Source organism: Streptomyces sp. NPDC032091, assembly GCF_055580265.1.
In genome coordinates this window covers 72,052-94,525 of sequence record NZ_JBVILR010000006.1, presented here as the reverse complement: position 1 = coordinate 94,525, position 22,474 = coordinate 72,052, and the positions used below count along the sequence as shown (strand labels likewise).

Sequence of the window (22,474 nt, the reverse complement as noted above, 5' to 3'; positions counted from 1 at the left end):
CGGCCGGGGCGGACCCCTACCGCTGCGGGCGCCCGGGGCGTCAGCCGAGGAGCGCGAGCGCCTCGTTCAGCGTCGCGGACGGACGCATGACGGCCGCGGCCTTGGCCGGGTCGGGCTGGTAGTAGCCGCCGATGTCGGCCGGGGAGCCCTGGACGGCGTTCAGCTCGGCGACGATCTTCTGCTCGGACTCGGCCAGCGTCTTGGCGAGCGGCTCGAAGGCCGCGGCGAGCTTCGGGTCGTCGATCTGGCGGGACAGCTCCTGCGCCCAGTACAGGGCGAGGTAGAAGTGGCTGCCGCGGTTGTCGATGCCGCCGAGGCGACGGGTCGGCGACTTGTCCTCGTTGAGGAAGGTGCCGGTGGCGCGGTCGAGGGTGTCGGCCAGCACCTGGGCGCGGGCATTGCCCGTGGTGGTGGCGAGGTGCTCGAAGGAGGCGGCCAGCGCGAAGAACTCGCCGAGCGAGTCCCAGCGCAGGTAGTTCTCCTTGACCAGCTGCTGGACGTGCTTCGGGGCGGAGCCGCCGGCGCCCGTCTCGAAGAGGCCGCCGCCCGCCATCAGCGGGACGACCGACAGCATCTTGGCGCTGGTGCCCAGCTCCAGGATCGGGAAGAGGTCGGTCAGGTAGTCGCGCAGCACGTTGCCGGTCACCGAGATGGTGTCCTCGCCGCGGCGGATGCGCTCCAGGGAGTACTTGGTGGCCTCGACCGGGGAGAGGATCTCGATGGTGAGACCGTCGGTGTCGTGCTCGGCCAGGTACGTCTTGACCTTGGCGATCAGCTGCGCGTCGTGGGCGCGGGTCTCGTCGAGCCAGAAGACGGCCGGGGCGCCGGTGGCGCGGGCGCGGGTGACGGCGAGCTTGACCCAGTCCTGGATCGGCAGGTCCTTGGTCTGGCAGGCGCGGAAGATGTCGCCGGCGGCGACCTGCTGCTCGATGAGCGCGTTGCCCGCGGCGTCGACGACGCGGACGGTGCCCGCGGCGGCGATCTCGAAGGTCTTGTCGTGGCTGCCGTACTCCTCGGCCTTCTGCGCCATGAGGCCGACGTTCGGCACCGAGCCCATGGTGGCCGGGTCGAACGCGCCGTGGGCGCGGCAGTCCTCGACGACGGCCTGGTAGACGCCGGCGTAGCTGCTGTCCGGGAGGACGGCGAGGGTGTCGGCCTCGGCGCCGTCCGGGCCCCACATGTGGCCGGAGGTGCGGATCATGGCCGGCATCGAGGCGTCGACGATGACGTCGGACGGCACGTGCAGGTTGGTGATGCCCTTGTCGGAGTCGACCATGGCGAGGGCCGGGCCCTCGGCGAGCTCGGCGTCGAAGGAGGCCTTGATCGCGTCGCCGTCGGCGAGGGCGCCCAGGCCGTTCAGGATGGTGCCGAGGCCGTCGTTCGGGGAGAGGCCGGCGGCGGCCAGGGTCTCGCCGTAGCGGGCGAAGGTCTTCGGGAAGAAGGCGCGGACCACGTGGCCGAAGACGATCGGGTCGGAGACCTTCATCATCGTGGCCTTGAGGTGCACGGAGAACAGGACGTTCTCGGCCTTGGCGCGCGCGATCTGGTCGTTGAGGAAGGTGCGCAGGGCGTCGACGTGCATGACGGACGCGTCGACGACCTCGCCGGCCAGGACCGGTACGGACTCGCGCAGCACGGTGACGGCGCCGTCGGCGGCGACGTGCTCGATGCGCAGGGTGCCGGCCTCGGCGATGACCGTGGACTTCTCGGTGGAGCGGAAGTCGTCGGCGCCCATGGTGGCGACGTTCGTCTTCGACTCGGGGGTCCAGGCGCCCATGCGGTGCGGGTGGGCCTTGGCGTAGTTCTTCACCGAGGCGGGGGCGCGGCGGTCGGAGTTGCCCTCGCGCAGGACCGGGTTGACGGCGCTGCCCTTGATCTTGTCGTAGCGGGCGCGGATGTCGCGCTCCTCGTCCGACTTCGGGTCGTCCGGGTAGTCCGGAAGGGCGTAGCCCTGGCCCTGGAGCTCGGCGATCGCGGCCTTCAGCTGCGGGATCGAGGCCGAGACGTTGGGCAGCTTGATGATGTTGGCCTCGGGGGTCTTCGCCAGCTCGCCGAGCTCGGCGAGGGCGTCGGCGATGCGCTGCCCCTCTTCGAGGTACTCGGGGAACACGGCGATGATCCGACCGGCCAGGGAGATGTCACGGGTCTCGACATTCACACCGGCCGTCGACGCGTAGGCCTGGATCACAGGCAGGAAGGAATACGTCGCGAGGGCCGGGGCCTCGTCAGTGTGCGTGTAGATGATGGTCGAGTCAGTCACCGGATGCTCCGCTCCACAGTCTGCGTCTCTCGTCTGCAACATTGCTCGACATCAAGATATCTCGTGATCGGCCCGGTCAGGACAGCCCCCTGCCGCAACCCGAGCGAGACGCGTGTCACTGCGGCACGCGAAAGCGCCGTCACCGGCTGCGACGGGCCGGTGACGGCGCTGTGGCGCGCGGGGTGCCCGGGGGCGTGTCAGGCCGCGAGCTGCTTCGGGCTGGGGCCGTACGCGTTCGGCCCGGCGTCACCCTCGGTGGCCATCAGGATGAGCATCCAGATGAACCCGATGAACGGGATGAGGCTGACGAGGTACCACCAGCCGGACTTGCCGGTGTCGTGCAGCCGGCGGATCGAGACCCCCAGGGAGGGGAGGAACACGGCCAGGGTGTAGATCCAGGTGATGACCGGGTAGCTGCCGAGCGCGTAGTCGAGGATCGTGAGGACGATGACGATCGGGATGTTCCAGAGGAGGAACATCCAGTACTCCTGGCGGCGGGCGCGGCCCTGGAAGTCGGCGTACCGCTTGATGACGTCGAGGTAGTAGTTCACGAGTCCCCCCTTGGGACGGAACCTGCGGCCCCTCCCCGGAAAAACGGGGCCGGCCGGGGTTATGCCCTCACGGGGGCGCCCTCAAGCCACTTCGAGCCATCGAAATAAAGCCAGCACCCTTGGTTTCAAGGGCAGTTGGGCTGGTCGGCGGCCCGGGGTCAGCCGATGTGGAAGGAGTCCCCGTACACCTTCCAGTCAAGGGGGGTGTTCAGGTTCAGGTTGCCCTTCTTCAGGAAGACGCGCTGGGCGGTGTCGACGCGGCTGGTGTCGCTGTGCGCCTCCTCCTGCTTCATCGCCCAGACGCGGGCGTCGAGGAAGGCGTTGAGCCAGGCGGTCTCGTTGCCGCCCTGGGCGGGGGGCTTGGCCTTGGACAGGGCCCGCTTGCGGATGTTGCGGAAGCTCGTGGGGTCGGAGCCGTCGCCGTGCATGACGATCGCGTCGTAGTAGGCGAACTGGCCGAGGGTGCCGACCCCGTCGGACTTGCCCTGCTTGACGGCGGGGTCGAAGTAGACCCGGTCGCGCTCGTGGTCCTGGGCCTTCTTGAACACGGCGTCCTGCGCGGCCTTCGCCCAGTCCCTGGTGAAGTTGGAGCCCAGGCCGCTGTGGGAGTCGGTGCCGTTGACCTTGCGCAGGGCCGGGAGGTACTTGGCGAGCACGTTCCCGGGTTCGACCTGGGTGTAGTACTCGACGAGGTCGAGCATGTCGCCGGTGCCGGAGCAGAAGCCGATGATGCCGGCCGTGTAGCCGCGGCCGTCGCCTATGTCCTCGATGTACTTGTACTGGGCCTTCCAGTCGAGGGAGGAGTTCTCGGCGCTGGAGACGATCTGCATGGCGATGTCCTTCTTCGCCGGGTCGTCGAGCCCGGCCGCCGCGCGGGCGGTGACGGGAGCGGGTGCGGTGACGGGAGCGGGTGCGGCGGGCACGGCCTGGGCCGCGGCCGGGACGGCGAGGAGGGCGGCGCCGAGGAGCGCGCCGAGGGGCAGGGTGGTGCGGCGAGGGGTGAACACGAGGCCTCCGTAGGGGGGTTGAGCCTTCCCTGTTCCGTTAGGAAACTTTCCTACCAGATGTGGGAAACGTGGAACACCCCTGGGCCCGCACCCTGTCCGGAATCCGTCCGTCCGGGCCCCGGTTCAGCCCTCCCGGCGGGCCGCCAGGCGCTCGCGCAGGGCCCGCTTCGCGGCCGGCCACTCCGGACGGATGAGGGAGAAGACCACCGTGTCGCGGACGTGGCCGTCCCGCATGACCATGTGCCGCCGCAGGATCCCCTCCTGGGTCGCGCCGAGGCGGGCGATGGCGGCGCGCGAAGCGGCGTTGCGCACGTCGGTGAGCAACTCGACGCGGTTCATGCCGAGTTCCTCGAAGGCGTGCGTGAGCATGAGGAGCTTGGCCTCGGCGTTCACGCCCGTGCGCTGCCGGGTCCGGCCGAGGAAGGTCCAGCCGATCTCCAGCCGCCGGTTGGCGGCGTCGATCTTCATCAGCCGGGTCGAACCGGCGATCCGGCCGGTGGCCAGGTCCACGGTCGCGTACGCGAGGTCCGTGCCGGCCTCGCGTCCCGCGACGGCGTCGGCTATGAAGCCGCGCACCTCGTCGGGGTGCGGGACGAGGGTGACCGCGAGCTCCCAGAGGTTCCCGTCGCGGACCGCCTCGCACAGCCCGTCGTGGTGCCGGTGGTCCAGCGGCTCCAGCCGTACCCGCTCGCCGGCGAGCTCCCCCGCCGCCCGTGCCTCTTCCGCCACTGCCTGTTCCGCCACTGCCTGTTCCGCCATGCCTGACCCGCCCCGTTCGCGCTGATCCGATCCGTCTTCCGACAGCCGGACCCTAATCCGTGCGGCGGCCGATCGCGCCATCGGTTTCGCCGTGCGGACGGGGTCAGAGCCAGCCGTTGCGGCGGAAGCCGCGGTGGATGACCCAGCAGGCCACCGCCATGACCACGAGGACCAGCGGATAGCCGTACGTCCAGTGCAGTTCCGGCATGTGGTCGAAGTTCATGCCGTAGACCCCGCACACCATCGTCGGCACGGCCACGATCGCCGCCCACGCCGTGATCTTGCGCATGTCCTCGTTCTGGGCGACCGTCACCTGGGCCAGGTGGGCCTGGAGGATCGAGTCGAGGAGGCCGTCGTAGGCCCCGATCTGCTCGGTCGCCCGCGTCAGGTGGTCGGCCACGTCCCGGAAGTACGCCCGGACCTCCGCCGGGATCACCGGTATCGGCTGCGTGGCCAGGTGCTCCAGCGGCCGTCCCAGCGGGGCCACGGCCCGCCGCAGTTCGAGGAGTTCGCGCTTGAGCTGGTAGATCCGGCCCGCGTCGCCCCGTCCTCCGTACTCGCTGAACACGGCGGTCTCCACGGCGTCCATGTCGCTCTGCACCGCGTCCGTGACGGCCACGTAGTCGTCGACCACGTGGTCGGCCATGGCGTGCAGCACGGCCGCGGGCCCCTTCGCCAGCTGCTCCGGCTCGGCCTCCAGGGCCTCGCGGACCGGGCCGAGGGTGCCGTGGCCGCCGTGCCGGATGGTGATGACGAAGTCCTCGCCGACGAAGGCCATCAGCTCGCCGGTCTCCACCACCTCGCTGGTCGCGGTCAGTTCCTCGTGCTCGACGTAGCGGACGGTCTTGAAGACGGCGAAGAGGGTGTCGTCGTAGCGCTCCACCTTGGGCCGCTGGTGGGCGTGGACGGCGTCCTCGACGGCCAGCGGGTGCAGCCCGAGCAGCTCCGCGAGCCCGGCGAGCTCCAGCTGCGAGGGTTCGTGCAGGCCGATCCAGACGAAGCCCTCGCCGGTCTTGCGGACCCGGCGCAGCGCCTCCTCGACCTCGGCGCAGCCCTCCTGGCGGATGCCGTCCTGGTAGACCACGCAGTTGACCACCGCGCTGCCGAGCGGCGAGCGGGCGGGGTGGCTGAGGTCGACGGCCCTCCGGTAGCCGCGGCGCACGGCCCGGCGCAGGTTGCTGAACATGGACACGGAGGTACTTCCCTTCGGCGGATCAGCGGCCAGTCTGCCACCGCCGCGGCCGGGGGCCCGCCGGAGGTCAGGCGCGGTCGATGAACACGCTGGTCGACTTCACCCGCGCCGTGGCCCGCGAGCCGACCTCCAGGCCCAGCTCCTCGACCGCCTCCCGGGTCAGCAGGGAGACGATGCGGTGCGGGCCGGCCTGGATCTCGACCTGGGCGTCGACGGTGCCGAGCTTCACGCCGGTGACGATGCCGGGGAAGGCGTTGCGCGCCGAGGTGTACGGGGCCTCCTCGCTCTCGGCGCCCTCCTGCGCGGCCTCGACGCAGAACGCGGCCAGGTCGGGGCCGTCGACCATGCGGCGGGTGCCCTCGCGGCGGGTGGGGAAGCGCTCGGCGTCGGCCCAGCGGCGGGCCGTGTCGACGCTGACGCCGAGCAGCCGGGCCGCCTGGCCGATGGTGTAGGACTCCATGGGCGCAGCTTAGGCGGCCGGGAGATCGCCGGTGTCAGGGGAGGTTGCGACGGCCGTGCCCGCGCCCTGGTCAGCGCGGGGGCCGGTAGTAGGCCGCCACGGGGGCGTGCGCCTCGTCGTGGAGGGCCGGGCCGTCGTGTGGGACGGCCGGCCAGGCGCCCGACGGGGGGTTGAGCGCGATGAGCTGTTCGGTCGACAGGGCGTAGACCACGCGGCCGATGCCGGAGCGGGCGATGCCGCCGTCGCACATGCCGCACGGCTGGCAGCTGGTGTAGAGGGTGGTACGGGCGGCCGACTCCGGGTCGAGTTCGCGGGCCGCCCAGCGGGCGAGCTTCAGTTCCGGGTGGGCGGTGATGTCGTCGTCCCGGCGGACCGTGTTGTGGGCTTCCGCGAGCACGGCGCCGTCCGGTCCGGCCAGAAGGGAACCGTACGGGGCATCGCCCAGGGTGACGGCGTGGGCGGCGATGCCGATGGCACGCCGCAGAAGGGCCTCGTCGGCCGAGGTGATCATGATGCGGTCTTCTTCCAGTGGGTGGCCACGGTGGTGAGGGCCTGCCATGCCGCGTCGGGCCGGCGGGTCTCCTCCGGATCTCCGTGGTAGGGGTCGAGTACGACGGTGTCCGCCCCCAACAGGCGCAGTTGGCGGAGGTCGTCGGTGATCTGCTCGACGGTGCCGACGCCGGCGGGCCGGTCGGGGGCGTCGACCGGGGCGTCGGTGACGCGCAGGGCGATCCGGGGGGCGAACCCCGGCAGGGCGTGCCGCCGCAGGATCGCGCGCATCCGAGGAAGGGGGAGCCGCAGCGGGTGCCAGGCGTCACCGAACCTGACGGCGCGCCGCAGGGCCGCCTCGCTGTGGCCGCCGATCCAGAGGGGGACGTCGCCCTCCTCGCGCCCTGCCTCCCTGGCCTCCCGGAGGAGGCCGAGGCACTCGTCCGTCAGCCGGCCGCGGGCGGTGAACGGCACGCCCAGCGCCTCGAACTCCCGGCGGGCCCAGCCGACGCCCACTCCGAGGACGAGGCGGCCGCCGCTCAGTTGGCGGAGGTTGGCGGCCATGCGGGCCACCAGCAGGGGATGCCGGTAGGGCAGGACGAGCACGGTCGTGCCCAGCCGCACCGTGGTGGTGAGACCGGCCAGCCACGCCAGGGTGGTGAACGGCTCGTAGAACGGCTCCGGGTACCGCTCGGCCACATCGGGGGTGACCACCACATGGTCCGACACCATGAGGGCGCCGAGGCCGAGGCCTTCCGCGAGCCGCGCCCATTCACGCAGGATGCCGGGATCGGTCCCGGGGCCGAAATTCGGTACATTGACGCCCAGTTGCATGGCCCGAGGCTATCCCGGCGATCATGGCACACGGAACCGGAAGCTCCCTGCGTAAAGGCCGTCTGGCCATGATTTTGCTGGTACTTTCGGCAGATGACCGGGAATCTCGACCACGTCGACTGGGCGATCATCGAACAGCTGCAACGGGAGGCCCGCGTCTCCCTCAGCGAACTGGGCCGCCGTGTGAACCTCAGCCCCTCGGCAACCACCGAACGCGTCCGCAATCTGGAGGCCTTGGGCGTCATCACGGGCTACCGCGCCGAGATCGACCTGGCCAAGGTCGGCTACCCCGTCCTCGCCGTCGTCCGGTTGAAGTATCCGGGCAACCGCCACGAACCGCTGCGCCGCCTCCTCGCCGAACGCCGCGAGGTCCTGGAGTGCCTGCGCACCACCGGCGACGACTGCTACACCCTGAAGGTGGCCGCGACCTCCATGGAGCACCTGGAAACCCTCATGGACGAACTCGCCGGCTTCGGCAGCACCACCACGAGCGTCGTCTACAGCCAGACCCTCCCCTACCGGGGCCCCATCGCCCCGAACTGACGGCGAGCCGCCCTCCGCACTCGGTTCGGTGAGCGGTGACGCCCTGGGAAACGACCGCTAACAGGCGGGGGACGATCCCTTCTGGCCGGTCAGGTCTCGGTTGTAGAGCCAGCCGGTCTGGTTGGTGCCGTCCACGCGGACGAACGTCCACTGGTTCCCGTACGAGTTGACGATGTAGCAGTGGTACCAGAGCTTCGTGCCGCTCTTGACCAGGCTGCCCTGGGCACACTGCTGGTAGGGGGCGGCCAGGAGGTGGTGGTCACCGGATATGAAGCCATAGGTGCCGGGCTTGGGGTCCTTGTGGGTCCAGCCGGCGCAGCCCGTCGGCACGGGGCCCGGCTTGGCGGCGGGTGAGGACGCCGGGGCGGAGGGCGACGCCGTGCCGGGCTTCTTCGACGGGGTGGCGGAGGGGCCGGTCCTGGACGGGGACGGGGAGGGGCCGGGGGCCGGCGTCGCCGGCAGGTCGCCGGTGGGCGGGGAGTCGGGGGCGGCGGCCGGCGGTGTCGCCTTGGCCTGCGCCTTCTTCCCGCCGTCGCCGCCTCCGGAGGTGACGGCGTACGTGACCCCACCGGCGGCGAGGACGGCGACCACGGCGACGGCGACCGCGAGCCGGCCGCGGCCGCGCCCCCGGCCCCCGTCCGGCGCCCCGGCCGCGCCGACGGCGGCCGGCGGCTGCCCCGACAGGCCGCCCTGCGGGGGGAACGGGGCGTAGGGGGACGGGGCGTGGGGCTGCTGCGGAAACGGTCCGCCGGCAGCGCCCGGCGGCGGCCCGAACCCGGGCGCCGGCCCGAACGGCGGCGGCGCGGCGGCGGACGGGGCGGTTGGCGCCGGCCCGAACCCGCCGGCCGCGGGCTGCACCGCGGCGGTGTGGCCCGGCGGGCCGGGATGGGCCGCCGTGCCGTCCGGGCCCGACGGCACGGGCTGCCCCGGATACGCCGCGCCGGCTCCCCCGGCCCCGGCGGCGGCTGCGGCCCCCCACGCCCCACCGGTACCGGCGCCCCCGGCGGCCACCGACTCCAGGATCGCGCGGGCCTGTTCGGCGGTCGGCCGGGACTCCGGGTCCTTCGCCATCAGGGCCTGGAGCACCGGCCCGAGCGGGCCCGCGCGCCGGGCCTGCGGCAGGGGTTCGGCGACGATCGCGGACAGCGTCGACCACACCGACGTGCGGCGGAACGGCGACACGCCCTCCACCGCCGCGTACAGGGTCATCCCCAGCGACCAGATGTCCGAGGCGGGTCCGGGTTCGCGGCCCTGGGCGCGCTCCGGCGGCAGGTAGTCGAGGGAGCCGACGATCTCCCCGCTGCGGGTCAGCTTCGCCCGTTCCTCGTCGTCGGGGGCCTGCATGCTGGCGATGCCGAAGTCGGTGAGGACGACCCGGCCGCCCCGCTCCAGCAGCACGTTGCCCGGCTTGACGTCCCGGTGCAGGACCCCGGCCCGGTGGGCGGCGTCGAGGGCGTCCATCAGCCGGGCGCCGATCGCGGCGGCCTCGTACGGGTCGAGCGCGCCGTCGCGTTCGACGACGGCGTCGAGGGAGGGGCCGTCGACGAGTTCCATGACGATGACCGGCAGCCCCTGGTCCTCGGTGACGTCGTGCACGGTGACCACGCCGGCGTGCCGGATCCGCGCGGCGGCCTGCGCCTCCCGACGCATCCGGGTCCGCAGGTCGGCGAGTTCGGCCGGGCTGGCGTCGGTGTAGGCCCGCAGCAGCTTGACGGCGACCTCCCGGCCGAGCACCTCGTCCACCGCCCGCGCGACCACACCCATGCCGCCGCGGCCGATCACCGCGGTCACCCGGTAGCGGCCTCCGAGTGCCCTGCCGACCAGGTCTCCGTCGTTCGCCTGTTCCGATGGCACCGGCACCGCCCGCTCCGTTCCCTCACCGGCCGTCCGTCGACGGCCTGCCGGGGCCAAGCGTAGAGGCATGATCACGTCAGGGTTCAGGCGGTGCCCTGCCGGGGCGGACGGGTCCGGGCGTCCTCGTAGGGGGCACGAGTTCGCCCTCCTGCGGCAGCTGCGGGTGCCCCGGCGAAGCCCTCGTAGGTCCTGCGGCCGAGGAGGAGGGTGTCGGCCGCGCCGACGCCCCGGCCCCGCCCTCATCCTGGGGGCGGTCAGCGGGGGCGGTCGCCGGCGGCGGGTCCGCCGGAGCGGGGCCGGCCGGGCGGCAGGAGGGCCGCCCGGGCGGTCTCGGCGACCAGCCGGGCCAGTGCCGCCAGGGCGGGCGAGTCCAGCTTCCACTGCTGCCAGTACAGCGGTACGTCCAGCGTCCGCCCCGGCGCCAGCCGTACGAGCGCCCCGGCGCGCAGCAGGGGCTCGGCCTGCGGCTCGGGCAGCAGCCCCCAGCCGAGGCCGGCGACCACCGCGTCACGGAAGGCCTCGGCGGCCGGCATGCGGTGGCGGACGGGCGAGGCGCCCGTGCCGTCCCGGGTGAGCGAGCGGACGAACGCGTCCTGGAGGTCGTCGCGGCGGTCCGCGACGATGGTCGGCGCCGTGCGCAGGTCCGCCGCGGGCTCCCCGGTCAGGTGGCGGGCCGCGAAGCCGGGGGCGGCGACCGGCAGGTAGCGGACCAGCCCGAGCGCGCGCACGGTGCAGCCCGCCACCGGGTCCGGCGTGGAGGTGACGGCCGCCATCACCTGGCCCTCGCGCAGCAGCGCCGTGGTGTGGGCCTCGTCCTCGCGGTACAGCTCGAGGCAGACGGGCGGGTCCTCCCGCGGGATGCGGCGGAGCACGGGCAGGAACCAGGTGGCCAGCGAGTCGGCGTTCACCGCGACCGGCAGCCGGACCGGGCCCTGCCCGTCGGCGGTCCCCATGCCCAGCTCGGCGCGGGCGTCGCGCTCCAGCCGGGCGAGCTGGCGGGCGAAGCGGACCACCACCTCGCCGGACGCCGTGGCGCGCACGGGCTTGGTGCGCATCAGCAGGACCCGGCCGGTGCGCTGCTCCAGGGCCTTCACCCGCTGGCTGACGGCGGAGGGCGTCACGTGCAGGGCGGCGGCGGCCGCGTCGAAGGTGCCCTCATCGACGACGGCGAGCAGCGTCCGCACCTGTTCCAGGGGAAGCTCTTCCATCACGAGCGCTAAGGGTACGTAAAAATCTTTAGCTGTACTGAGCGGCGCGCGCTGCCTACGGTCGGAGGCATGAACAACGGCATCACCGCAGCGCTCCTGGCCGGTTTCGGCACCGGCCTCTCCCTCATCGTCGCCATCGGCGCGCAGAACGCCTTCGTGCTCCGGCAGGGCGCGCGGCGGCACGCCGTCCTGTGGGTGGTGGCCATCTGCGCGGTGTCCGACGCGGCCCTCATCGCGCTGGGCGTGGCCGGGGTCGGCGCCTTCGTCACGGCCTGGCCGGCCGCCCTGACGGCCGTCGGGATCGCCGGCGGCGGCTTCCTCGTCTGCTACGGGATCCTCGCGGCGCGCCGGGTGCTGCGCCCCGCTCCGGGCGCGGCCCTCACCACCGAGGGTGCCTCCTCCGGCTCCGCCCGCGCGGCCGTGCTGACCTGCCTGGCGATGACCTGGCTCAACCCGCACGTCTACCTGGACACCGTCCTGCTGGTGGGCTCGCTGGCCGCCGACCGGGGCGATCTGCGCTGGGCCTTCGGGCTCGGGGCCGTCCTGGCGAGCCTGACCTGGTTCTCCACCCTCGGTTACGGGGCCCGGCTGCTGAGCGGCCTGCTCGCGAAGCCGGGCGCGTGGCGGGTGCTGGACGGGCTGGTGGCCGCGACCATGGTCACGATGGGCGGCATGCTCCTGGCCCGGGCCTGAAGTCCTCCGGCACGGCACCGCGCGCAGCGCGGCGGGGTCCGGCCGTGGCGTCCCATCGGGGAGGGACGGTCCGCGGCGGCCGGCCTGCGCGGGCCGCGGACGTGGTAGGGATGCGCGGGTACCGCCCGAGGGGCGTGTTCCGTCCTCCGGGCCACCCGGTCCGCCCCACCCCCAGGAGCCGTCACCGTGCCCGACCGACCGTCGCCCGAGGCCCTGCGCGCCTATTACGCGGCCCAGCCGTCCCCGCTGGTCGCCGCGACCGGGATCGTCCTGGACCCCGGCGGGCGGGTCCTCGTACTGACCCCTTCCTACAAGGACGGGCTCGAACTGCCCGGCGGCACGGTGGAGGACACCGAGACCCCGGAGGAGGGGCTCGCCCGCGAGCTGAAGGAGGAGCTGGACCTGGGCGTGCCGGTCGGCCGGCTGCTCGCCGTCGACTCCTGCGCGCCCGGCGCGCTGGGGCGGGCGCTCGTGGTGCTCGTGTACCTGGTGGGGCCGCTGTCGGCCGAACGGGCCGGGGCGCTCTCCTTCCCGGACGGCGAGGTGTCCGAGGCCCGCTGGCTCCCGCCCGAGGAGGCGGTGCGGCAGCTGCCCGCGCGGATCGCGCCGCGGCTGCGCGCCGCGCTGGCCGCGCTGTACTCGGGGTCCCTGGCCCACCTCGTCGACGGCGTGCCGCAGCCCGGCTCCCCGGCCGGGTTCGACCCGGCGGACCGGGCGGCCCGGGAGCAGGCGGGCGGCTACGACGCGGCCGCCCACCGGGCCGCGCGGCCGAAGGCCCTCACCGCGGCGAACGTCCTCTTCACCGACGGGGCCGGCGGGGTGCTGCTGGTCCGGCCCGGTTACGGCGAGCCGGGCCGCTGGCTGCTGCCCGGGGGCGGGGTCGACAGCGACCTCGGCGAGACCCCCCGGGCGGCCGCCGCGCGGGAGGTGCGCGAGGAGATCGGCCTGGACCTCGCCCCGGGCCGCCTCCTGGCCGTCAACTGGTCCCATCGGCCGGGGTACCCGGCGCGGGTGCGGTTCCTCTACGACGGCGGGGTGCTCGACGCGGCGGCGCTGACCCGGATCCGGCTGGAGCCGACCGAGCTGCTGGAGTGGAGGACGGTTCGCCGCCGGGAGCTGCGCGGGCTGGTGAAGCCGCACCTGCGCCGGCAGATCAAGGCCTGCCTCACGGCCCTCGCCGAGGGCACCGGCCCCCTGGAGCTGCACCGGGGGCGGCCGGTCTGACGCCTCCCGCCTCGTCCGGCACATACCCCCTACCCCTTTGGAGTATCACCGGGCGCTCGCATACGATGCCCGGCATGAGGAAGCGAGCGGGACGCGTGCGGAGGCCTTCCGGCCCGTCCGCGCTCCCGCTCCTGGTCCTGGCGGTCCTCACGGGCCTGCTCGCCATGCACGGCCTGGGCCCGGGCGGCCTCCCCCACCCGACGGCCCCCACGACCGCCCACGCCGTGGCCGCCCCCCGTGCCACCGCGCACGCCGCGCCGGGAGACGACGACTGCGCCCATACGGGCGGCCCCGCGCACGACGGCCCCGGCGGCGGGCACGCCCGGCACGCCGACCCCGCCTGCGCGGCCTCCGGCACCAGCGCCGCCCCGGTCCTGCCCGCCCTCGCGCCCGCCGCCGGCGGGGCCCCCGCCGAGGCGGCGGCCGCGCTCGCGGCACCGGCCGGGGCGAGGGCGTACGGGCGCGCGCCGCCCTCCCTCAGCGAACTGCAGCTCCTGCGCATATAGGGCGGCTCCCCGGCGTTCCCGCCGGCCGAGCCCGTTCCGACACGCCCCAGTACAGGAGAAGCACCACCATGCACGTCAAGCGTTCCCCGATCCGCCGTACCGCCGCGCTGGCCGCGGCCGTCACCGCCGCCTTCGTCCTCGCCGCCTGCGGCGGAAAGTCCGACGCCCCCGCCGCCGGGCACGGCGCCGGCCACGACGCCTCCGCCTCCGCGGCCCCGTCGGCGTCCGCACGGGGCGCGGGCCCGAACAACGGCGCCGACACCGCCTTCGCCCAGGGCATGATCCCGCACCACCGCCAGGCCCTGGAGATGGCCTCGCTGGCCGCGACCCGGGCGGAGTCGGCCGAGGTCAAGGCGCTGGCCGACGAGATCCGCAGGGCCCAGGACCCGGAGATCAAGACCCTGTCCGGCTGGCTGACCGCCTGGGGCGAGCAGGTGCCCGCCGCGGAGGGCGGCGGACACGCAGGCCACACCATGTCCGGGATGATGACGGGCGAGGAGATGGACCGGCTCACCCGGGCCTCCGGCAAGGAGTTCGACACCGCGTTCCTGCGGCTGATGGTCAAGCACCACGAGGGCGCCGTGGCCATGGCCAGGACCGAGCAGAAGGACGGCGGCTACCAGCCCGCGAAGGACATGGCCGCCGCGATCATCGGCTCCCAGAGCGCCGAGATCACCCGGATGAACGGCCTCCTCGGCACGGGCTGACCCGCGCCCCGAGGGCCCCGCGGCGCCGCTTGCGGCCGCCGCGGGGCCCTCGTCACACCGCGCCGGGACCCCTCCGGTCACCCCCCCGTGTCTAGTCACCCACCCGTGCGACGAGGAGGGCGATGTCGTCGTCCGCCGCGGCCGGCACCAGGTGGGTGATCAGGGAGTCGCACACGTGGTCCAGCCGGCGCTGCGGGTCCGCGAGGAGTTGCGTGAGTTCGGACAGCCGCTCGTCGAGGTCGCTGCCGCGCGCTTCGATCAGGCCGTCGGTGTAGAGGACGAGGAGGCTGCCCGGCGGCACGTCGACCTCGGTCGGGGTGAAGGCGATGCCCCCGACCCCGAGCGGGACCCCGGGCGGGGTGTCGAGGATCCGGACGGTGCCGTCGGGGAGGGCCAGGGCGGGCGGGGGATGCCCGGCCCGGGTGACGGTGCAGCGGCCGGCGGCGGGGTCGACGACCACGTACAGGAAGGTGGCGAGCATCGGTTCGGCCAGGTCGGCCAGGGCGGCCTCCAGCTGGTGCAGCAGCCGCACGGGCGACAGGTCCAGGCGGGCCAGGGAGCGTACGGAGGCGGACAGCCGGCCCATGACGGCGGCGGCGCCGATGCCGTGGCCCATGACGTCGCCGATCAGCAGGGCGGCCTTGCCGCCGGCCAGGGGCAGCACGTCGTACCAGTCGCCGCCGACCTCGTTGACGTCGCTCGCGGGCAGGTAGCGGTGGCTGACGGCGATGCCCGGGGGCGGGGTGATGTGCTGGGGCAGCATGCTGCGCTGGAGGATGACGGCGGTCTCGTGCTCGCGCTGGTAGAGGCGGGCGTTGTCGATGCTGAGGGCGGCGCGGGCGGCGAGTTCGGCGGCCAGGGTGACGTCCTCGGAGCCGAAGGGGCCGAGCGGGCCGGTGCGGTAGAAACCGGCGACGCCGAGGACCCGGTCCCGGGCCACGAGCGGGGCCATGACGAAGGAGTGGACGCCCGCCTCGACCAGTTGCGCGGGCCGGGCCGTGTGCCGGGCGGCGGTGGCGACGGCCTGCCGGTCGAGCCGGGCCACCAGGAAGGGCTGGCGGCCGGCGAGGGCCTGGGTGTAGGGGGCGGTCGCGGGGAAGAGGAGGGTCCGGCCGAGGGGGGCGAGGATGTCCGTCACCCGGGATCCGCCGAGCGGGGCGCGGCCCAGCCGCCGCAGGGCCACGCCGCCGGTGAGGCCCATGCCGGGCTCGTCCCCGCGGGCCAGGGAGTCGAGGACGTCGACGGTGACGGCGTCGGCGAGGCGCGGCACGGCGAGGTCGGCGAGTTCCTGCGCGGTGCGCTCCAGGTCCAGGCTGGAGCCCATCCGGATGCTGGCCTCGCTGAGCAGGGCGAGGCGGCGCCGGCCCGCCGCCGCCTCGACGTGGTCGCGCTGCTGTTCGGTGACGTCGACGAGGGAGGCGATGACGCCGATGGGCATGTGGGCGGGGTCCTCGACCCGTACGTAGGAGCAGGACCACACCCGGTCCTGGTCCGGTTCGGCCGGGGTCCGCCCGACGCGGCGCAGGTCCAGGACCGGCTCGCCGGTCTCCAGGACCCGGAGCATGGCCTCCTCCATGTCGCGGGCGTTGACCGCGGGCAGGATCTCGGCGAGGCGGCGTCCCACGTGGGCCGACTCCGGCAGCCCGTTCATGGCTTCGAGGGCGGCGTTGACCTGGAGGAAGCGCAGCTGGGTGTCGAGGATGGCGATGCCGACGGGTGAGCGGGCGAACAGGCCGTCCCAGACCGCCGAGGAGCCGCGGATGCGTCGGGCGGCGGGGGCGTCGGCGGCGAAGACCAGGACCGTGGCGGCGCCGGGCCCCTGCCGGTCGGCGACGGGCGAGGCCCATATCTCCAGCTCCATCGGGTGCCCGTCGCGGTGCCAGGCGGTCACCGTGCCCATCACGCCCCGGCCGGTGGCGGCGGTCTCCCACAGGGAGCGGCCGAGGCTGCGGTCGGATCCGGGGTGGAGGAGGTCGGCGATGTTGTGGCCGAGCATCTGCGGCGGCGCGTAGCCGAGCAGCTGCTGCGCGACCTGGTTCCAGCGCACGATCGTGCCGGTGGCGCTGGTGGCCACCAGGGCGACCGGCAGGGAGCCCAGCCAGCCGCCGGCGGCCTGCGCCGCGCTGTCGATCAGGTCGTCGACCTGCATGTCCTCGTCCATCAGGCACGCACCCCACACCCGAGCCCGTTCCACTCCATCGTGGGCCGCTCCGCAGCCCACCGCCTCCCGGCCGGCGACAACGTGGTCCGCCCCGCGTTCGAGACCACGGGGCGGCACGTCGGCGTCTGCCCGGGGGCGGTACGGACAAACGCCGGGGAGTACGTTCGAAGGGGGGTGTGAGGAGGGCGTGTGATGAGTGGCCGGCAGGACAGGAGCGGGGACCGGGAACGGCAGCAGGACCAGGGCCGCGGGCGGCGGGTCCGGGTGCCGGGTCCCGGGCAGCCGAGGACGGGCGGGCGGCCGCGCAGCCCCGGCGAGGTGGCGCACGAGCGGGGCCGGGAGGACGCGACGCTGCGCGATGTGATGCGGGACCTGGAGGACGAGGACCTGGACGCCATGCGCGACGACCGCTGACGCGCCCTCGCGGGACTGCGCTCCCCCGCACCCGGGTATGCGCGGGGTCCGGAGCGAGGAGAGCCCGATGCGTGCGCTGACGATGGGAGTGGAGGAGGAGTTCCTGCTGGTCGACCGGGTCGGCAGGCGTCCGGCGGAGCGGGCTCCGGCCGTGATCGCCGCGGCCGCCGAGGAGCTCGGCGGGCAGGTCCAGACCGAGTTCTACGCCGCCCAGGTGGAGGTGTGCACCCTGCCCGTGGCCGACACGGCCGGGCTGCGGGCGGAGCTGGCGCGGCTGCGGCGCGTCGCCGGTGCGGCCGCGGCGGAGCACGGCTGCCGGCTGGTGGCGACGGGGACCCCGGCCGTGCCGCCGCTGCGGCCGCTGACCGTCACCGACACCGACCGCTACCGCCGCATGGCCCGCGCGTTCGCCTCGCTCGTGGGGCCGTACGACGGCCTGGTGTGCGGCTGCCACGTGCACCTGGGCACCATCGACCGGGCCACCGCCCTGTCCCTGTCCCACCGCATGCGGCCCTGGCTGCCGGTCCTCCAGTCCCTCACCGGGAACTCCCCCTTCGTCCTGGGCCGTGACACCGGGTTCGACAGCTGGCGCTACAAGGCGTTCTCCCGCTGGCCCACCGTCGGCCCCGCCCCGGTGATGCGCGAGGCGCAGTACGAGGCGTACGTGGCCGCGCTCGTCGAGCACCGGGTCCTGATGGACCGGCGGATGCTGTACTGGTACGCCCGCCCCTCCGAGCACGTGCCCACCCTGGAGATCCGGGTCGCCGACGCCAACGCCGACCTCGACACTGTGGTGCTGCTGGCGGCCCTCGTACGGGGCCTCGCCCAAACCCTGCTCACCGAGGCCGAACACCACCAGCCGCCCCCCGAGGTCTCCGACCGGCGGCTGCGCGCGGCGCACGACCTGGCCGCGGCCGACGGGCTCCACGGCTGGGGGCTGGACCCGCTGAACGGCGAGCGGCTGCCCGCCGGCACCCTGGTGGACCGCCTCCTGACCCGAGCGGCGCCGGGGCTGGAGGCCTCCGGGGACCTGGCGCTGGTCGAGGACCTGCTGCGCCGGCTGCGCCACGAGGGCAGCGGGGCCGACCGGCAGCGCGCCGTGCTGCGCCGGCACGGCCGTCTCGCCGAGGTCGTCGACGCCCTCGCCACCGCCACGGCCGCTTCGTGACGGAGGGTCAGGCGCACAGGGTGAACACCACCATCAGCACGGCCAGCCCGGCGGCGAGCCAGGCGACGTAGTCCCCGACGTGCCCGGAGTGCAGGCGCCGCAGCGGCACCACCGCGAGGGCGGTGGCACGGTCGGCGGTCGCCCGTACCGCCCGGGCCGCCGGCCCGCCCAGGGCCGGCCCCCACAGCGCGGCGGCGGCCAGGGCCGCCGCGAGCACGGTGCCGGCCAGGCCCAGCAGGGCCCCGGTGGCCGTCCAGTCGGCCGCGGGCACCGGCGGGCCCGGCGCGGCGGATGTGCCTCCGGTCACCGCGGCGGCGTAGCCGGCCGGGTCGCAGAACCGGGCGGCGGCCTCCGCGACCCGGTGCGCGAGCCCGGGCAGCAGGCCGACGGCCAGCGAGGCGGCGAGCAGCAGGGCGGGGACGACGAGCATGACGCGCGGCACCCGCCGGCTGGGGTCCCGTACCTCGGGCTCCTCGCCGCTTCCGGTGGTCTCGGGGCCCGCGTGCCGTTGCCGGGGCGTCGTCCCGGCGCCGGCGAACACGCGCAGCGCGGCCCGCAGGACGGCGCCCGCCGTGACGGCCGGGACCAGCAGGAACACCGGCAGCAGCCAGGGGGCCTCGCGGGCCGTGGCGTGCTCGGCGACCGCTTTGCCGAGGCCGGTGCCGAAGGGCGGCAGGCCGCCCAGTGCCAGCGCTCCGGCCACGGTCAGGGCTCCGGCCGCCACGAGGTCGCGGCCGCGGCCGTGCAGTCCGTGCTCGTCGACCGAGCCGAACCGGTCGAGGAGTACGCCGACGAGTGCGAACAGGGCGGCCTTGGCCCCGGCGTGGCCGAGGGCGTACAGGGCGGCTCCGGCGGTGCCCGCGGGGGTAAGCAGGGCGGCGGCGCACAGGAACAGCCCCATGTGCCCGACGGTGGAGTAGGCGAGCATCCGTTTGAGGTGCCGCTGCTGCCAGCAGAGCACCCCGCCGGTCAGCGCGGTCAGCGCGCCGAGGACGAGGAAGGTGGTGCGGAAGGCTTCGGCGGGGATGCCGCCGGGGCCGGAGAAGACCGTCCAGTAGACGCGCAGCAGCCCGTAGAGCCCGAGTTCGACCATGACCCCGGACAGCAGCATGCACACCGGGGAGGGGGCTTCGGCGTGGGCGTCGGGCAGCCAGAAGTGGAAGGGCACGGCGGCGGCCTTGACCAGCATGGCGGTGGCGATCAGGGCGAACGCCGCGGCGCCCACCGGTCCGGCCGGCTGTCCGTCGAGCGCCTCGCCGATCCTGGCGAGGGCCAGTTCGCCGGTGCGGGCGTAGAGCAGGCCGATGCCGAGCAGGGCGCAGTACCCGGCGACCGAGCCGGTCAGCGCGAAGGCGAGGGCGCCCTGGAGGGGGCGGGGCTCCTCGACGCGGTAGGCGGTGAGGGCGTACGCGGCGACGCCCATCAGCTCGAAGAAGACGAAGGCGTCGAACAGGTCGCCGGTGAGGGCGAACCCGCACATGCCGGCTTCGAAGAGGAGGAGCAGGGCCGGGAAGGCGCCGCCGCGGCCCTGCTCGGTCTCCGGTTCGTCGAAGTAGCGCCAGGAGTAGCCGAGGGCGGCCAGGACGAGCGCGGCCGCGAGGAGCGCCAGTCCGGTGCCGATGCGGTCGGCGGCGAGGACGATGCCGACGCTGTGGCCGCCGGACGGGGTCCAGCCGGCGACCCAGCCGATGATGCGGCCGTCGCCGGCGGCGGCCCACAGCCCGGCGAGCAGGGCGAGTTGGGCGGTGGCCCAGGCGGTGGCGAGGGCGTCGGCGGCGAGCCGGGTCAGCCACCGGCCGGGGCCGGCGAGCAGGACCGCTCCGAGCAGCGGCCAGGCGACGGTGAGCGGGAGCAGGGCGGGGGCGTGGGGCATGGCGGGGGCGTGGGGCATGGCGGGGGCCGGGCCTCAGCCCTTGAGGCCGGTGAGGGCGTCGGGGTCGGCGGTGCCGTGCCGTTTGGCGGTCTGCAGGACGAGGGCGAGGAGCAGGGCGCTGACGGCGGCGCCGACGACGACGTCGGTCAGGGTGAGGGCGTGGGCGACGGGGTCGGTCACAGGGGTGCCGGGCGGGATGTCGGTGAAGTACGGGGCGGTGCCGCCGCGGCGGTAGCCGACGGCCAGCAGCAGGACGTACGTGCCGGACTGGAGCACGCTCAGGCAGCCGATGGCGTGCACCGCGTGGCGGCTGGTGACCAGGCCGTGGAGGCCGGCCAGGAGGATCCAGCCGGCGGCGAGGTAGGGCAGGGGGTCGGTGGCGGGGCCGGTCGTCGGGGCGGCCGCCAGGTGGGTCGGGGTCATCCGGCTTCGATCTCCAGGGCCTGGTCGAGGAAGGCGGCGAGGAGCACGACGAGGGCGGAGCCGACCTCCACCCCGACGGCCGCGTTGAGCAGGGGCACGATGCCGCCGGAGGTGATCCGGCCCGGCGTGCCCCAGGGCAGGACGTTCTCCAGGTAGGCCGAGCCCCAGGCCAGGCCGGCCAGCCCGAGGGCGGCGAAGGCGCCGGCGGCCATCGCGTCGGCGAGGTCGAGGACGGTCCGGGGCCGGACGGCGCGCAGGGCGCGGTAGTCGGCCGCCAGGTAGGCGACGTGGAGCCCGGTGGCGAGGACGACCCCGCCCTGGAAGCCGCCGCCGGGGGTGAGCTGCCCGTGGGCGACGACGTACACGCCGGTGACCAGGGCGACGGGCAGCAGGACGGTGCCGGCCAGCCGGACGGTGGACAGGACGCGGCCGGGGCGGGGGCTGACGACGTGTTCGTCGCGGGCCCGGCGCAGCACGACCGCGGCGCCGAGGACGGCGGTGAAGAGGATGAACTCCTCGCCGAGGGTGTCGAATCCGCGCTGGTCGAAGTTGACGGAGGCGACGGCGTTCGCGGTCCGGCGGGCCAGGGCGGTGGGGACGGCCCGGTCGGCGTAGGGGTGGAACGGTCCGCCGAACGCGGGCAGGTACCCGCAGGCGGTGCCGTAGCAGAGGGCGATGGCCGCGGCCGCGCACCAGAACAGCAGGGTGCGCGCGGTGCGGCTCACCGGTTCCCGTCCCGGCCGCGCCGCCCCGCGCCGGTGCCGGCGCCCGCGCCCGGGCCCGCGCCGGGCCGGCGGCGGATCCTGCAGACGGTCAGCAGGATCAGCAGCGGGGTGACGACGGTGCCCACGGCCAGCTGGGACAGGGCCACGTCGGGGGCCTGGAGGAAGGTGAACAGGAGCGCGAGGAGCAGTCCGAGCTGGCTGAGCACGACGGCCTGGCGGACGGGGTCGCGGGTGCGGGCGGCCGCGGTGGCGACGGCGGCGACCAGCAGCACGGTGGCGTCGACGAGGAGCCCGGAGGGGGTCACGGCGGGGAGTCCCCGGGGACGCGGCCCTCGTCCACGGCGGTGGAGCGGCCGACCGCGAGGGTGGTGAGGGTGCCGCCCAGCACCGTCAGCGCGGCCACGACCAGCAGTTTGCCCGCCTCGCGGCCGGGCCCGGCGGCCACCGCGAGGGCGAGGGCGCACAGCGGGGCGCCGAGGGAGGAGGCGGGCGACAGGGCGTGCAGCCGCGCGTAGGGCCGGGGCAGGGCCAGCAGGGCGGCTCCCGACAGGAGCAGGACGCCGGTTCCGGCGGCGAGCAGGACGGCGGCGCAGACCTCACGGGGTCCCATCGTCACCCCTCTTCCCCGGCCGCGCCGGGCCGGTCCGGCCGCCGTGGGGGCGGCGCAGGACGCGGGCGAAGACCAGGACGCCGACCGGGCCCAGGACGGCCAGGACCAGGGCGAGGTCCTCGTAGCCGCTGCGGCCGAAGCCCCGCGCGGCCAGGAGCAGGACGGCGGTGGCGGTGGTGCCGGTCAGGGCCAGGCCGGCCAGCCGCTCCGGCGGTGTGCCCCGGCAGCCGGCCACGAGGCCGGGCGGCAGACCGAGGAGGAGCAGCACGGCGGCGGCGCCGAGCCAGACGTTCCACGCCTCTCCCGTGCCCCCGCTCATCCGCGGCCGCCGCTGGTCAGGGCCTTCTCCAGGGCGGTGCGGCGGCCGGGCAGGGTGTGGGCGAGCGCGGTGGGGCCGCCCGGTTCGAGGTCGACGACGTACAGGCCGGGGGTGGCGGAGAGCAGTCCGCAGACCCAGGCCGTTCCGCTGCCCCGGCGCAGGCGCACGGTGTGGAACCGGCCGGTGACGCGGTGGCCGCGCAGGACGCGCGCGGTGGCGGCGGCCAGCCGGCCGGTGTCGGCGAGCAGGGCGCCGGGGAACAGCAGCAGGGCGGTGAGGAGCCGGGCGCGGCCGCCGGTCCGGGCGGCCGCGGCGCGCCGTACCGCGCGGGCGGCCGCGGCGGCCAGGAGGGAGCCGGCGGCGGCGACGGCCAGTTCGGGCCAGGACAGGGTGCTGACGAACAGCACCTGGAGGACGAGGGCCGCCGCCCACCACCCGAACAGCTCCGCCGCGGCCGTGGCCGCCGCACCCGTCGCCGTACCCGCCATCGCGCC

At 74.9% G+C, this 22,474-nt stretch carries 25 protein-coding genes; 7 read left to right on the top strand and 18 right to left on the bottom strand.

Annotation, left to right across the window (positions count from 1 at the left end; genetic code table 11):
- Window positions 1-40: 40 nt before the first annotated feature.
- From ACZ5NJ_RS12355 to ACZ5NJ_RS12320, 8 genes are all read right to left on the bottom strand, one after another.
- Entirely contained in the window at window positions 41-2,260 is a 2,220-nt protein-coding gene (locus tag ACZ5NJ_RS12355; RefSeq protein WP_468764737.1) for an NADP-dependent isocitrate dehydrogenase, read from the bottom strand.
- A 197-nt stretch (window positions 2,261-2,457) separates the two neighbouring features.
- A complete protein-coding gene (locus ACZ5NJ_RS12350; RefSeq protein ID WP_468764735.1) occupies window positions 2,458-2,811 on the bottom strand; it encodes a DUF805 domain-containing protein in 354 nt (117 codons plus the stop codon).
- A gap of 158 nt (window positions 2,812-2,969) precedes the next feature.
- Complete coding sequence (locus ACZ5NJ_RS12345; protein WP_468764733.1) at window positions 2,970-3,818, bottom strand: chitosanase; 849 nt, start codon at window positions 3,816-3,818, stop codon at window positions 2,970-2,972.
- Window positions 3,819-3,941: 123 nt separating this feature from the next.
- Window positions 3,942-4,577, bottom strand: coding sequence for a GNAT family N-acetyltransferase (locus ACZ5NJ_RS12340; protein WP_468764731.1), 636 nt, complete (start codon window positions 4,575-4,577; stop codon window positions 3,942-3,944).
- 103 nt (window positions 4,578-4,680) lie between these two features.
- On the bottom strand, window positions 4,681-5,763 hold the full coding sequence (gene corA / locus ACZ5NJ_RS12335; RefSeq protein WP_468764965.1) for a magnesium/cobalt transporter CorA: 1,083 nt from the start codon (window positions 5,761-5,763) through the stop codon (window positions 4,681-4,683).
- Between the two features lie 73 nt (window positions 5,764-5,836).
- A complete protein-coding gene (locus ACZ5NJ_RS12330; protein WP_468764728.1) occupies window positions 5,837-6,229 on the bottom strand; it encodes a TOBE domain-containing protein in 393 nt (130 codons plus the stop codon).
- A gap of 70 nt (window positions 6,230-6,299) precedes the next feature.
- A complete protein-coding gene (locus ACZ5NJ_RS12325; protein ID WP_468764726.1) occupies window positions 6,300-6,740 on the bottom strand; it encodes a nucleoside deaminase in 441 nt (146 codons plus the stop codon).
- Window positions 6,737-7,552 (bottom strand): LLM class flavin-dependent oxidoreductase, encoded by an 816-nt coding sequence (locus ACZ5NJ_RS12320; RefSeq protein WP_468764724.1) that lies wholly within the window; start codon window positions 7,550-7,552, stop codon window positions 6,737-6,739. The genes ACZ5NJ_RS12325 and ACZ5NJ_RS12320 overlap by 4 nt, the downstream gene beginning before the upstream one ends.
- Before the next feature lie 93 nt (window positions 7,553-7,645).
- Between ACZ5NJ_RS12320 and ACZ5NJ_RS12315 the strand changes: the two genes are divergently transcribed.
- Window positions 7,646-8,095: an Lrp/AsnC family transcriptional regulator gene (locus tag ACZ5NJ_RS12315; RefSeq protein ID WP_468764722.1), complete on the top strand. Its 450-nt coding sequence runs from the start codon at window positions 7,646-7,648 to the stop codon at window positions 8,093-8,095.
- A 57-nt stretch (window positions 8,096-8,152) separates the two neighbouring features.
- On the opposite strand, the gene ACZ5NJ_RS12310 is transcribed toward ACZ5NJ_RS12315, so the two are convergent.
- Both ACZ5NJ_RS12310 and ACZ5NJ_RS12305 read right to left on the bottom strand, forming a co-directional pair.
- Complete coding sequence (locus ACZ5NJ_RS12310; RefSeq protein WP_468764720.1) at window positions 8,153-9,955, bottom strand: serine/threonine-protein kinase; 1,803 nt, start codon at window positions 9,953-9,955, stop codon at window positions 8,153-8,155.
- Between the two features lie 248 nt (window positions 9,956-10,203).
- Window positions 10,204-11,157, bottom strand: a complete 954-nt coding sequence (locus ACZ5NJ_RS12305) for a LysR family transcriptional regulator ArgP (RefSeq protein ID WP_468764718.1) — start codon at window positions 11,155-11,157, stop codon at window positions 10,204-10,206.
- Window positions 11,158-11,226: 69 nt separating this feature from the next.
- Between ACZ5NJ_RS12305 and ACZ5NJ_RS12300 the strand changes: the two genes are divergently transcribed.
- The 4 genes from ACZ5NJ_RS12300 to ACZ5NJ_RS12285 all read left to right on the top strand — a co-directional run bounded on the left by ACZ5NJ_RS12300 (window position 11,227) and on the right by ACZ5NJ_RS12285 (window position 14,287).
- Window positions 11,227-11,850 carry a LysE/ArgO family amino acid transporter gene (locus ACZ5NJ_RS12300; protein WP_468764716.1) on the top strand — a complete coding sequence of 208 codons (624 nt, stop codon included), beginning with the start codon at window positions 11,227-11,229 and terminating at the stop codon, window positions 11,848-11,850.
- A 186-nt stretch (window positions 11,851-12,036) separates the two neighbouring features.
- The gene (locus ACZ5NJ_RS12295; protein WP_468764714.1) at window positions 12,037-13,074 is read left to right on the top strand and encodes an NUDIX domain-containing protein; all 1,038 of its coding nucleotides are present in this window, start codon (window positions 12,037-12,039) and stop codon (window positions 13,072-13,074) included.
- A 74-nt stretch (window positions 13,075-13,148) separates the two neighbouring features.
- The gene (locus ACZ5NJ_RS12290) at window positions 13,149-13,580 is read left to right on the top strand and encodes a DUF6153 family protein (RefSeq protein WP_468764712.1); all 432 of its coding nucleotides are present in this window, start codon (window positions 13,149-13,151) and stop codon (window positions 13,578-13,580) included.
- A 68-nt stretch (window positions 13,581-13,648) separates the two neighbouring features.
- A complete protein-coding gene (locus ACZ5NJ_RS12285; RefSeq protein ID WP_468764710.1) occupies window positions 13,649-14,287 on the top strand; it encodes a DUF305 domain-containing protein in 639 nt (212 codons plus the stop codon).
- Window positions 14,288-14,378: 91 nt separating this feature from the next.
- Here ACZ5NJ_RS12285 and ACZ5NJ_RS12280 read toward each other — a convergent pair whose 3' ends face one another.
- Window positions 14,379-16,448, bottom strand: a complete 2,070-nt coding sequence (locus ACZ5NJ_RS12280) for a SpoIIE family protein phosphatase (RefSeq protein WP_468764708.1) — start codon at window positions 16,446-16,448, stop codon at window positions 14,379-14,381.
- Window positions 16,449-16,640: 192 nt separating this feature from the next.
- Here ACZ5NJ_RS12280 and ACZ5NJ_RS12275 point away from each other — a divergent pair, with 192 nt between their 5' ends.
- Together ACZ5NJ_RS12275 and ACZ5NJ_RS12270 are read left to right on the top strand one after the other, a co-directional pair.
- On the top strand, window positions 16,641-16,862 hold the full coding sequence (locus ACZ5NJ_RS12275) for a hypothetical protein (protein WP_468764706.1): 222 nt from the start codon (window positions 16,641-16,643) through the stop codon (window positions 16,860-16,862).
- 67 nt (window positions 16,863-16,929) lie between these two features.
- On the top strand, window positions 16,930-18,030 hold the full coding sequence (locus tag ACZ5NJ_RS12270) for a carboxylate-amine ligase (RefSeq protein WP_468764704.1): 1,101 nt from the start codon (window positions 16,930-16,932) through the stop codon (window positions 18,028-18,030).
- Between the two features lie 7 nt (window positions 18,031-18,037).
- Here the strand turns inward: ACZ5NJ_RS12270 and ACZ5NJ_RS12265 are convergent, their stop codons facing one another.
- From ACZ5NJ_RS12265 to ACZ5NJ_RS12235, 7 genes are read right to left on the bottom strand one after another with little or no spacing between them, the layout of a single operon-like run.
- On the bottom strand, window positions 18,038-19,903 hold the full coding sequence (locus tag ACZ5NJ_RS12265) for a complex I subunit 5 family protein (protein ID WP_468764702.1): 1,866 nt from the start codon (window positions 19,901-19,903) through the stop codon (window positions 18,038-18,040).
- Between the two features lie 33 nt (window positions 19,904-19,936).
- Window positions 19,937-20,326: an NADH-quinone oxidoreductase subunit K gene (locus ACZ5NJ_RS12260; RefSeq protein WP_468764700.1), complete on the bottom strand. Its 390-nt coding sequence runs from the start codon at window positions 20,324-20,326 to the stop codon at window positions 19,937-19,939.
- On the bottom strand, window positions 20,323-21,051 hold the full coding sequence (locus ACZ5NJ_RS12255; RefSeq protein ID WP_468764698.1) for an MnhB domain-containing protein: 729 nt from the start codon (window positions 21,049-21,051) through the stop codon (window positions 20,323-20,325). Before ACZ5NJ_RS12255 ends, ACZ5NJ_RS12260 begins: the two co-directional genes overlap by 4 nt.
- Window positions 21,048-21,356: a hydrogenase subunit MbhD domain-containing protein gene (locus ACZ5NJ_RS12250; RefSeq protein WP_468764695.1), complete on the bottom strand. Its 309-nt coding sequence runs from the start codon at window positions 21,354-21,356 to the stop codon at window positions 21,048-21,050. Before ACZ5NJ_RS12250 ends, ACZ5NJ_RS12255 begins: the two co-directional genes overlap by 4 nt.
- Window positions 21,353-21,661 carry a monovalent cation/H(+) antiporter subunit G gene (locus ACZ5NJ_RS12245; RefSeq protein ID WP_468764693.1) on the bottom strand — a complete coding sequence of 103 codons (309 nt, stop codon included), beginning with the start codon at window positions 21,659-21,661 and terminating at the stop codon, window positions 21,353-21,355. The genes ACZ5NJ_RS12250 and ACZ5NJ_RS12245 overlap by 4 nt, the downstream gene beginning before the upstream one ends.
- Window positions 21,648-21,980, bottom strand: a complete 333-nt coding sequence (locus ACZ5NJ_RS12240; protein ID WP_468764691.1) for an MrpF/PhaF family protein — start codon at window positions 21,978-21,980, stop codon at window positions 21,648-21,650. Before ACZ5NJ_RS12240 ends, ACZ5NJ_RS12245 begins: the two co-directional genes overlap by 14 nt.
- Window positions 21,977-22,468, bottom strand: a complete 492-nt coding sequence (locus ACZ5NJ_RS12235) for a hypothetical protein (protein WP_468764689.1) — start codon at window positions 22,466-22,468, stop codon at window positions 21,977-21,979. Before ACZ5NJ_RS12235 ends, ACZ5NJ_RS12240 begins: the two co-directional genes overlap by 4 nt.
- Between the last annotated feature and the right edge of the window lie 6 nt (window positions 22,469-22,474).

What these genes read in the sequence shown, in the direction of transcription:
- ACZ5NJ_RS12260 (WP_468764700.1), bottom strand. Translation starts at nt 20,326, where the DNA reads ATGACCCCGACCCACCTGGCGGCCGCCCCGACGACCGGCCCCGCCACC.
- ACZ5NJ_RS12235 (WP_468764689.1), bottom strand. Translation starts at nt 22,468, where the DNA reads ATGGCGGGTACGGCGACGGGTGCGGCGGCCACGGCCGCGGCGGAGCTG.
- ACZ5NJ_RS12315 (WP_468764722.1), top strand. Translation starts at nt 7,646, where the DNA reads ATGACCGGGAATCTCGACCACGTCGACTGGGCGATCATCGAACAGCTG.
- ACZ5NJ_RS12325 (WP_468764726.1), bottom strand. Translation starts at nt 6,740, where the DNA reads ATGATCACCTCGGCCGACGAGGCCCTTCTGCGGCGTGCCATCGGCATC.
- ACZ5NJ_RS12300 (WP_468764716.1), top strand. Translation starts at nt 11,227, where the DNA reads ATGAACAACGGCATCACCGCAGCGCTCCTGGCCGGTTTCGGCACCGGC.
- corA (WP_468764965.1), bottom strand. Translation starts at nt 5,763, where the DNA reads ATGTTCAGCAACCTGCGCCGGGCCGTGCGCCGCGGCTACCGGAGGGCC.
- ACZ5NJ_RS12305 (WP_468764718.1), bottom strand. Translation starts at nt 11,157, where the DNA reads ATGGAAGAGCTTCCCCTGGAACAGGTGCGGACGCTGCTCGCCGTCGTC.
- ACZ5NJ_RS12265 (WP_468764702.1), bottom strand. Translation starts at nt 19,903, where the DNA reads ATGCCCCACGCCCCCGCCCTGCTCCCGCTCACCGTCGCCTGGCCGCTG.
- ACZ5NJ_RS12280 (WP_468764708.1), bottom strand. Translation starts at nt 16,448, where the DNA reads ATGGACGAGGACATGCAGGTCGACGACCTGATCGACAGCGCGGCGCAG.
- ACZ5NJ_RS12245 (WP_468764693.1), bottom strand. Translation starts at nt 21,661, where the DNA reads ATGGGACCCCGTGAGGTCTGCGCCGCCGTCCTGCTCGCCGCCGGAACC.
- ACZ5NJ_RS12330 (WP_468764728.1), bottom strand. Translation starts at nt 6,229, where the DNA reads ATGGAGTCCTACACCATCGGCCAGGCGGCCCGGCTGCTCGGCGTCAGC.
- ACZ5NJ_RS12340 (WP_468764731.1), bottom strand. Translation starts at nt 4,577, where the DNA reads ATGGCGGAACAGGCAGTGGCGGAACAGGCAGTGGCGGAAGAGGCACGG.
- ACZ5NJ_RS12290 (WP_468764712.1), top strand. Translation starts at nt 13,149, where the DNA reads ATGAGGAAGCGAGCGGGACGCGTGCGGAGGCCTTCCGGCCCGTCCGCG.
- ACZ5NJ_RS12285 (WP_468764710.1), top strand. Translation starts at nt 13,649, where the DNA reads ATGCACGTCAAGCGTTCCCCGATCCGCCGTACCGCCGCGCTGGCCGCG.
- ACZ5NJ_RS12240 (WP_468764691.1), bottom strand. Translation starts at nt 21,980, where the DNA reads ATGAGCGGGGGCACGGGAGAGGCGTGGAACGTCTGGCTCGGCGCCGCC.
- ACZ5NJ_RS12270 (WP_468764704.1), top strand. Translation starts at nt 16,930, where the DNA reads ATGCGTGCGCTGACGATGGGAGTGGAGGAGGAGTTCCTGCTGGTCGAC.
- ACZ5NJ_RS12320 (WP_468764724.1), bottom strand. Translation starts at nt 7,552, where the DNA reads ATGCAACTGGGCGTCAATGTACCGAATTTCGGCCCCGGGACCGATCCC.
- ACZ5NJ_RS12275 (WP_468764706.1), top strand. Translation starts at nt 16,641, where the DNA reads ATGAGTGGCCGGCAGGACAGGAGCGGGGACCGGGAACGGCAGCAGGAC.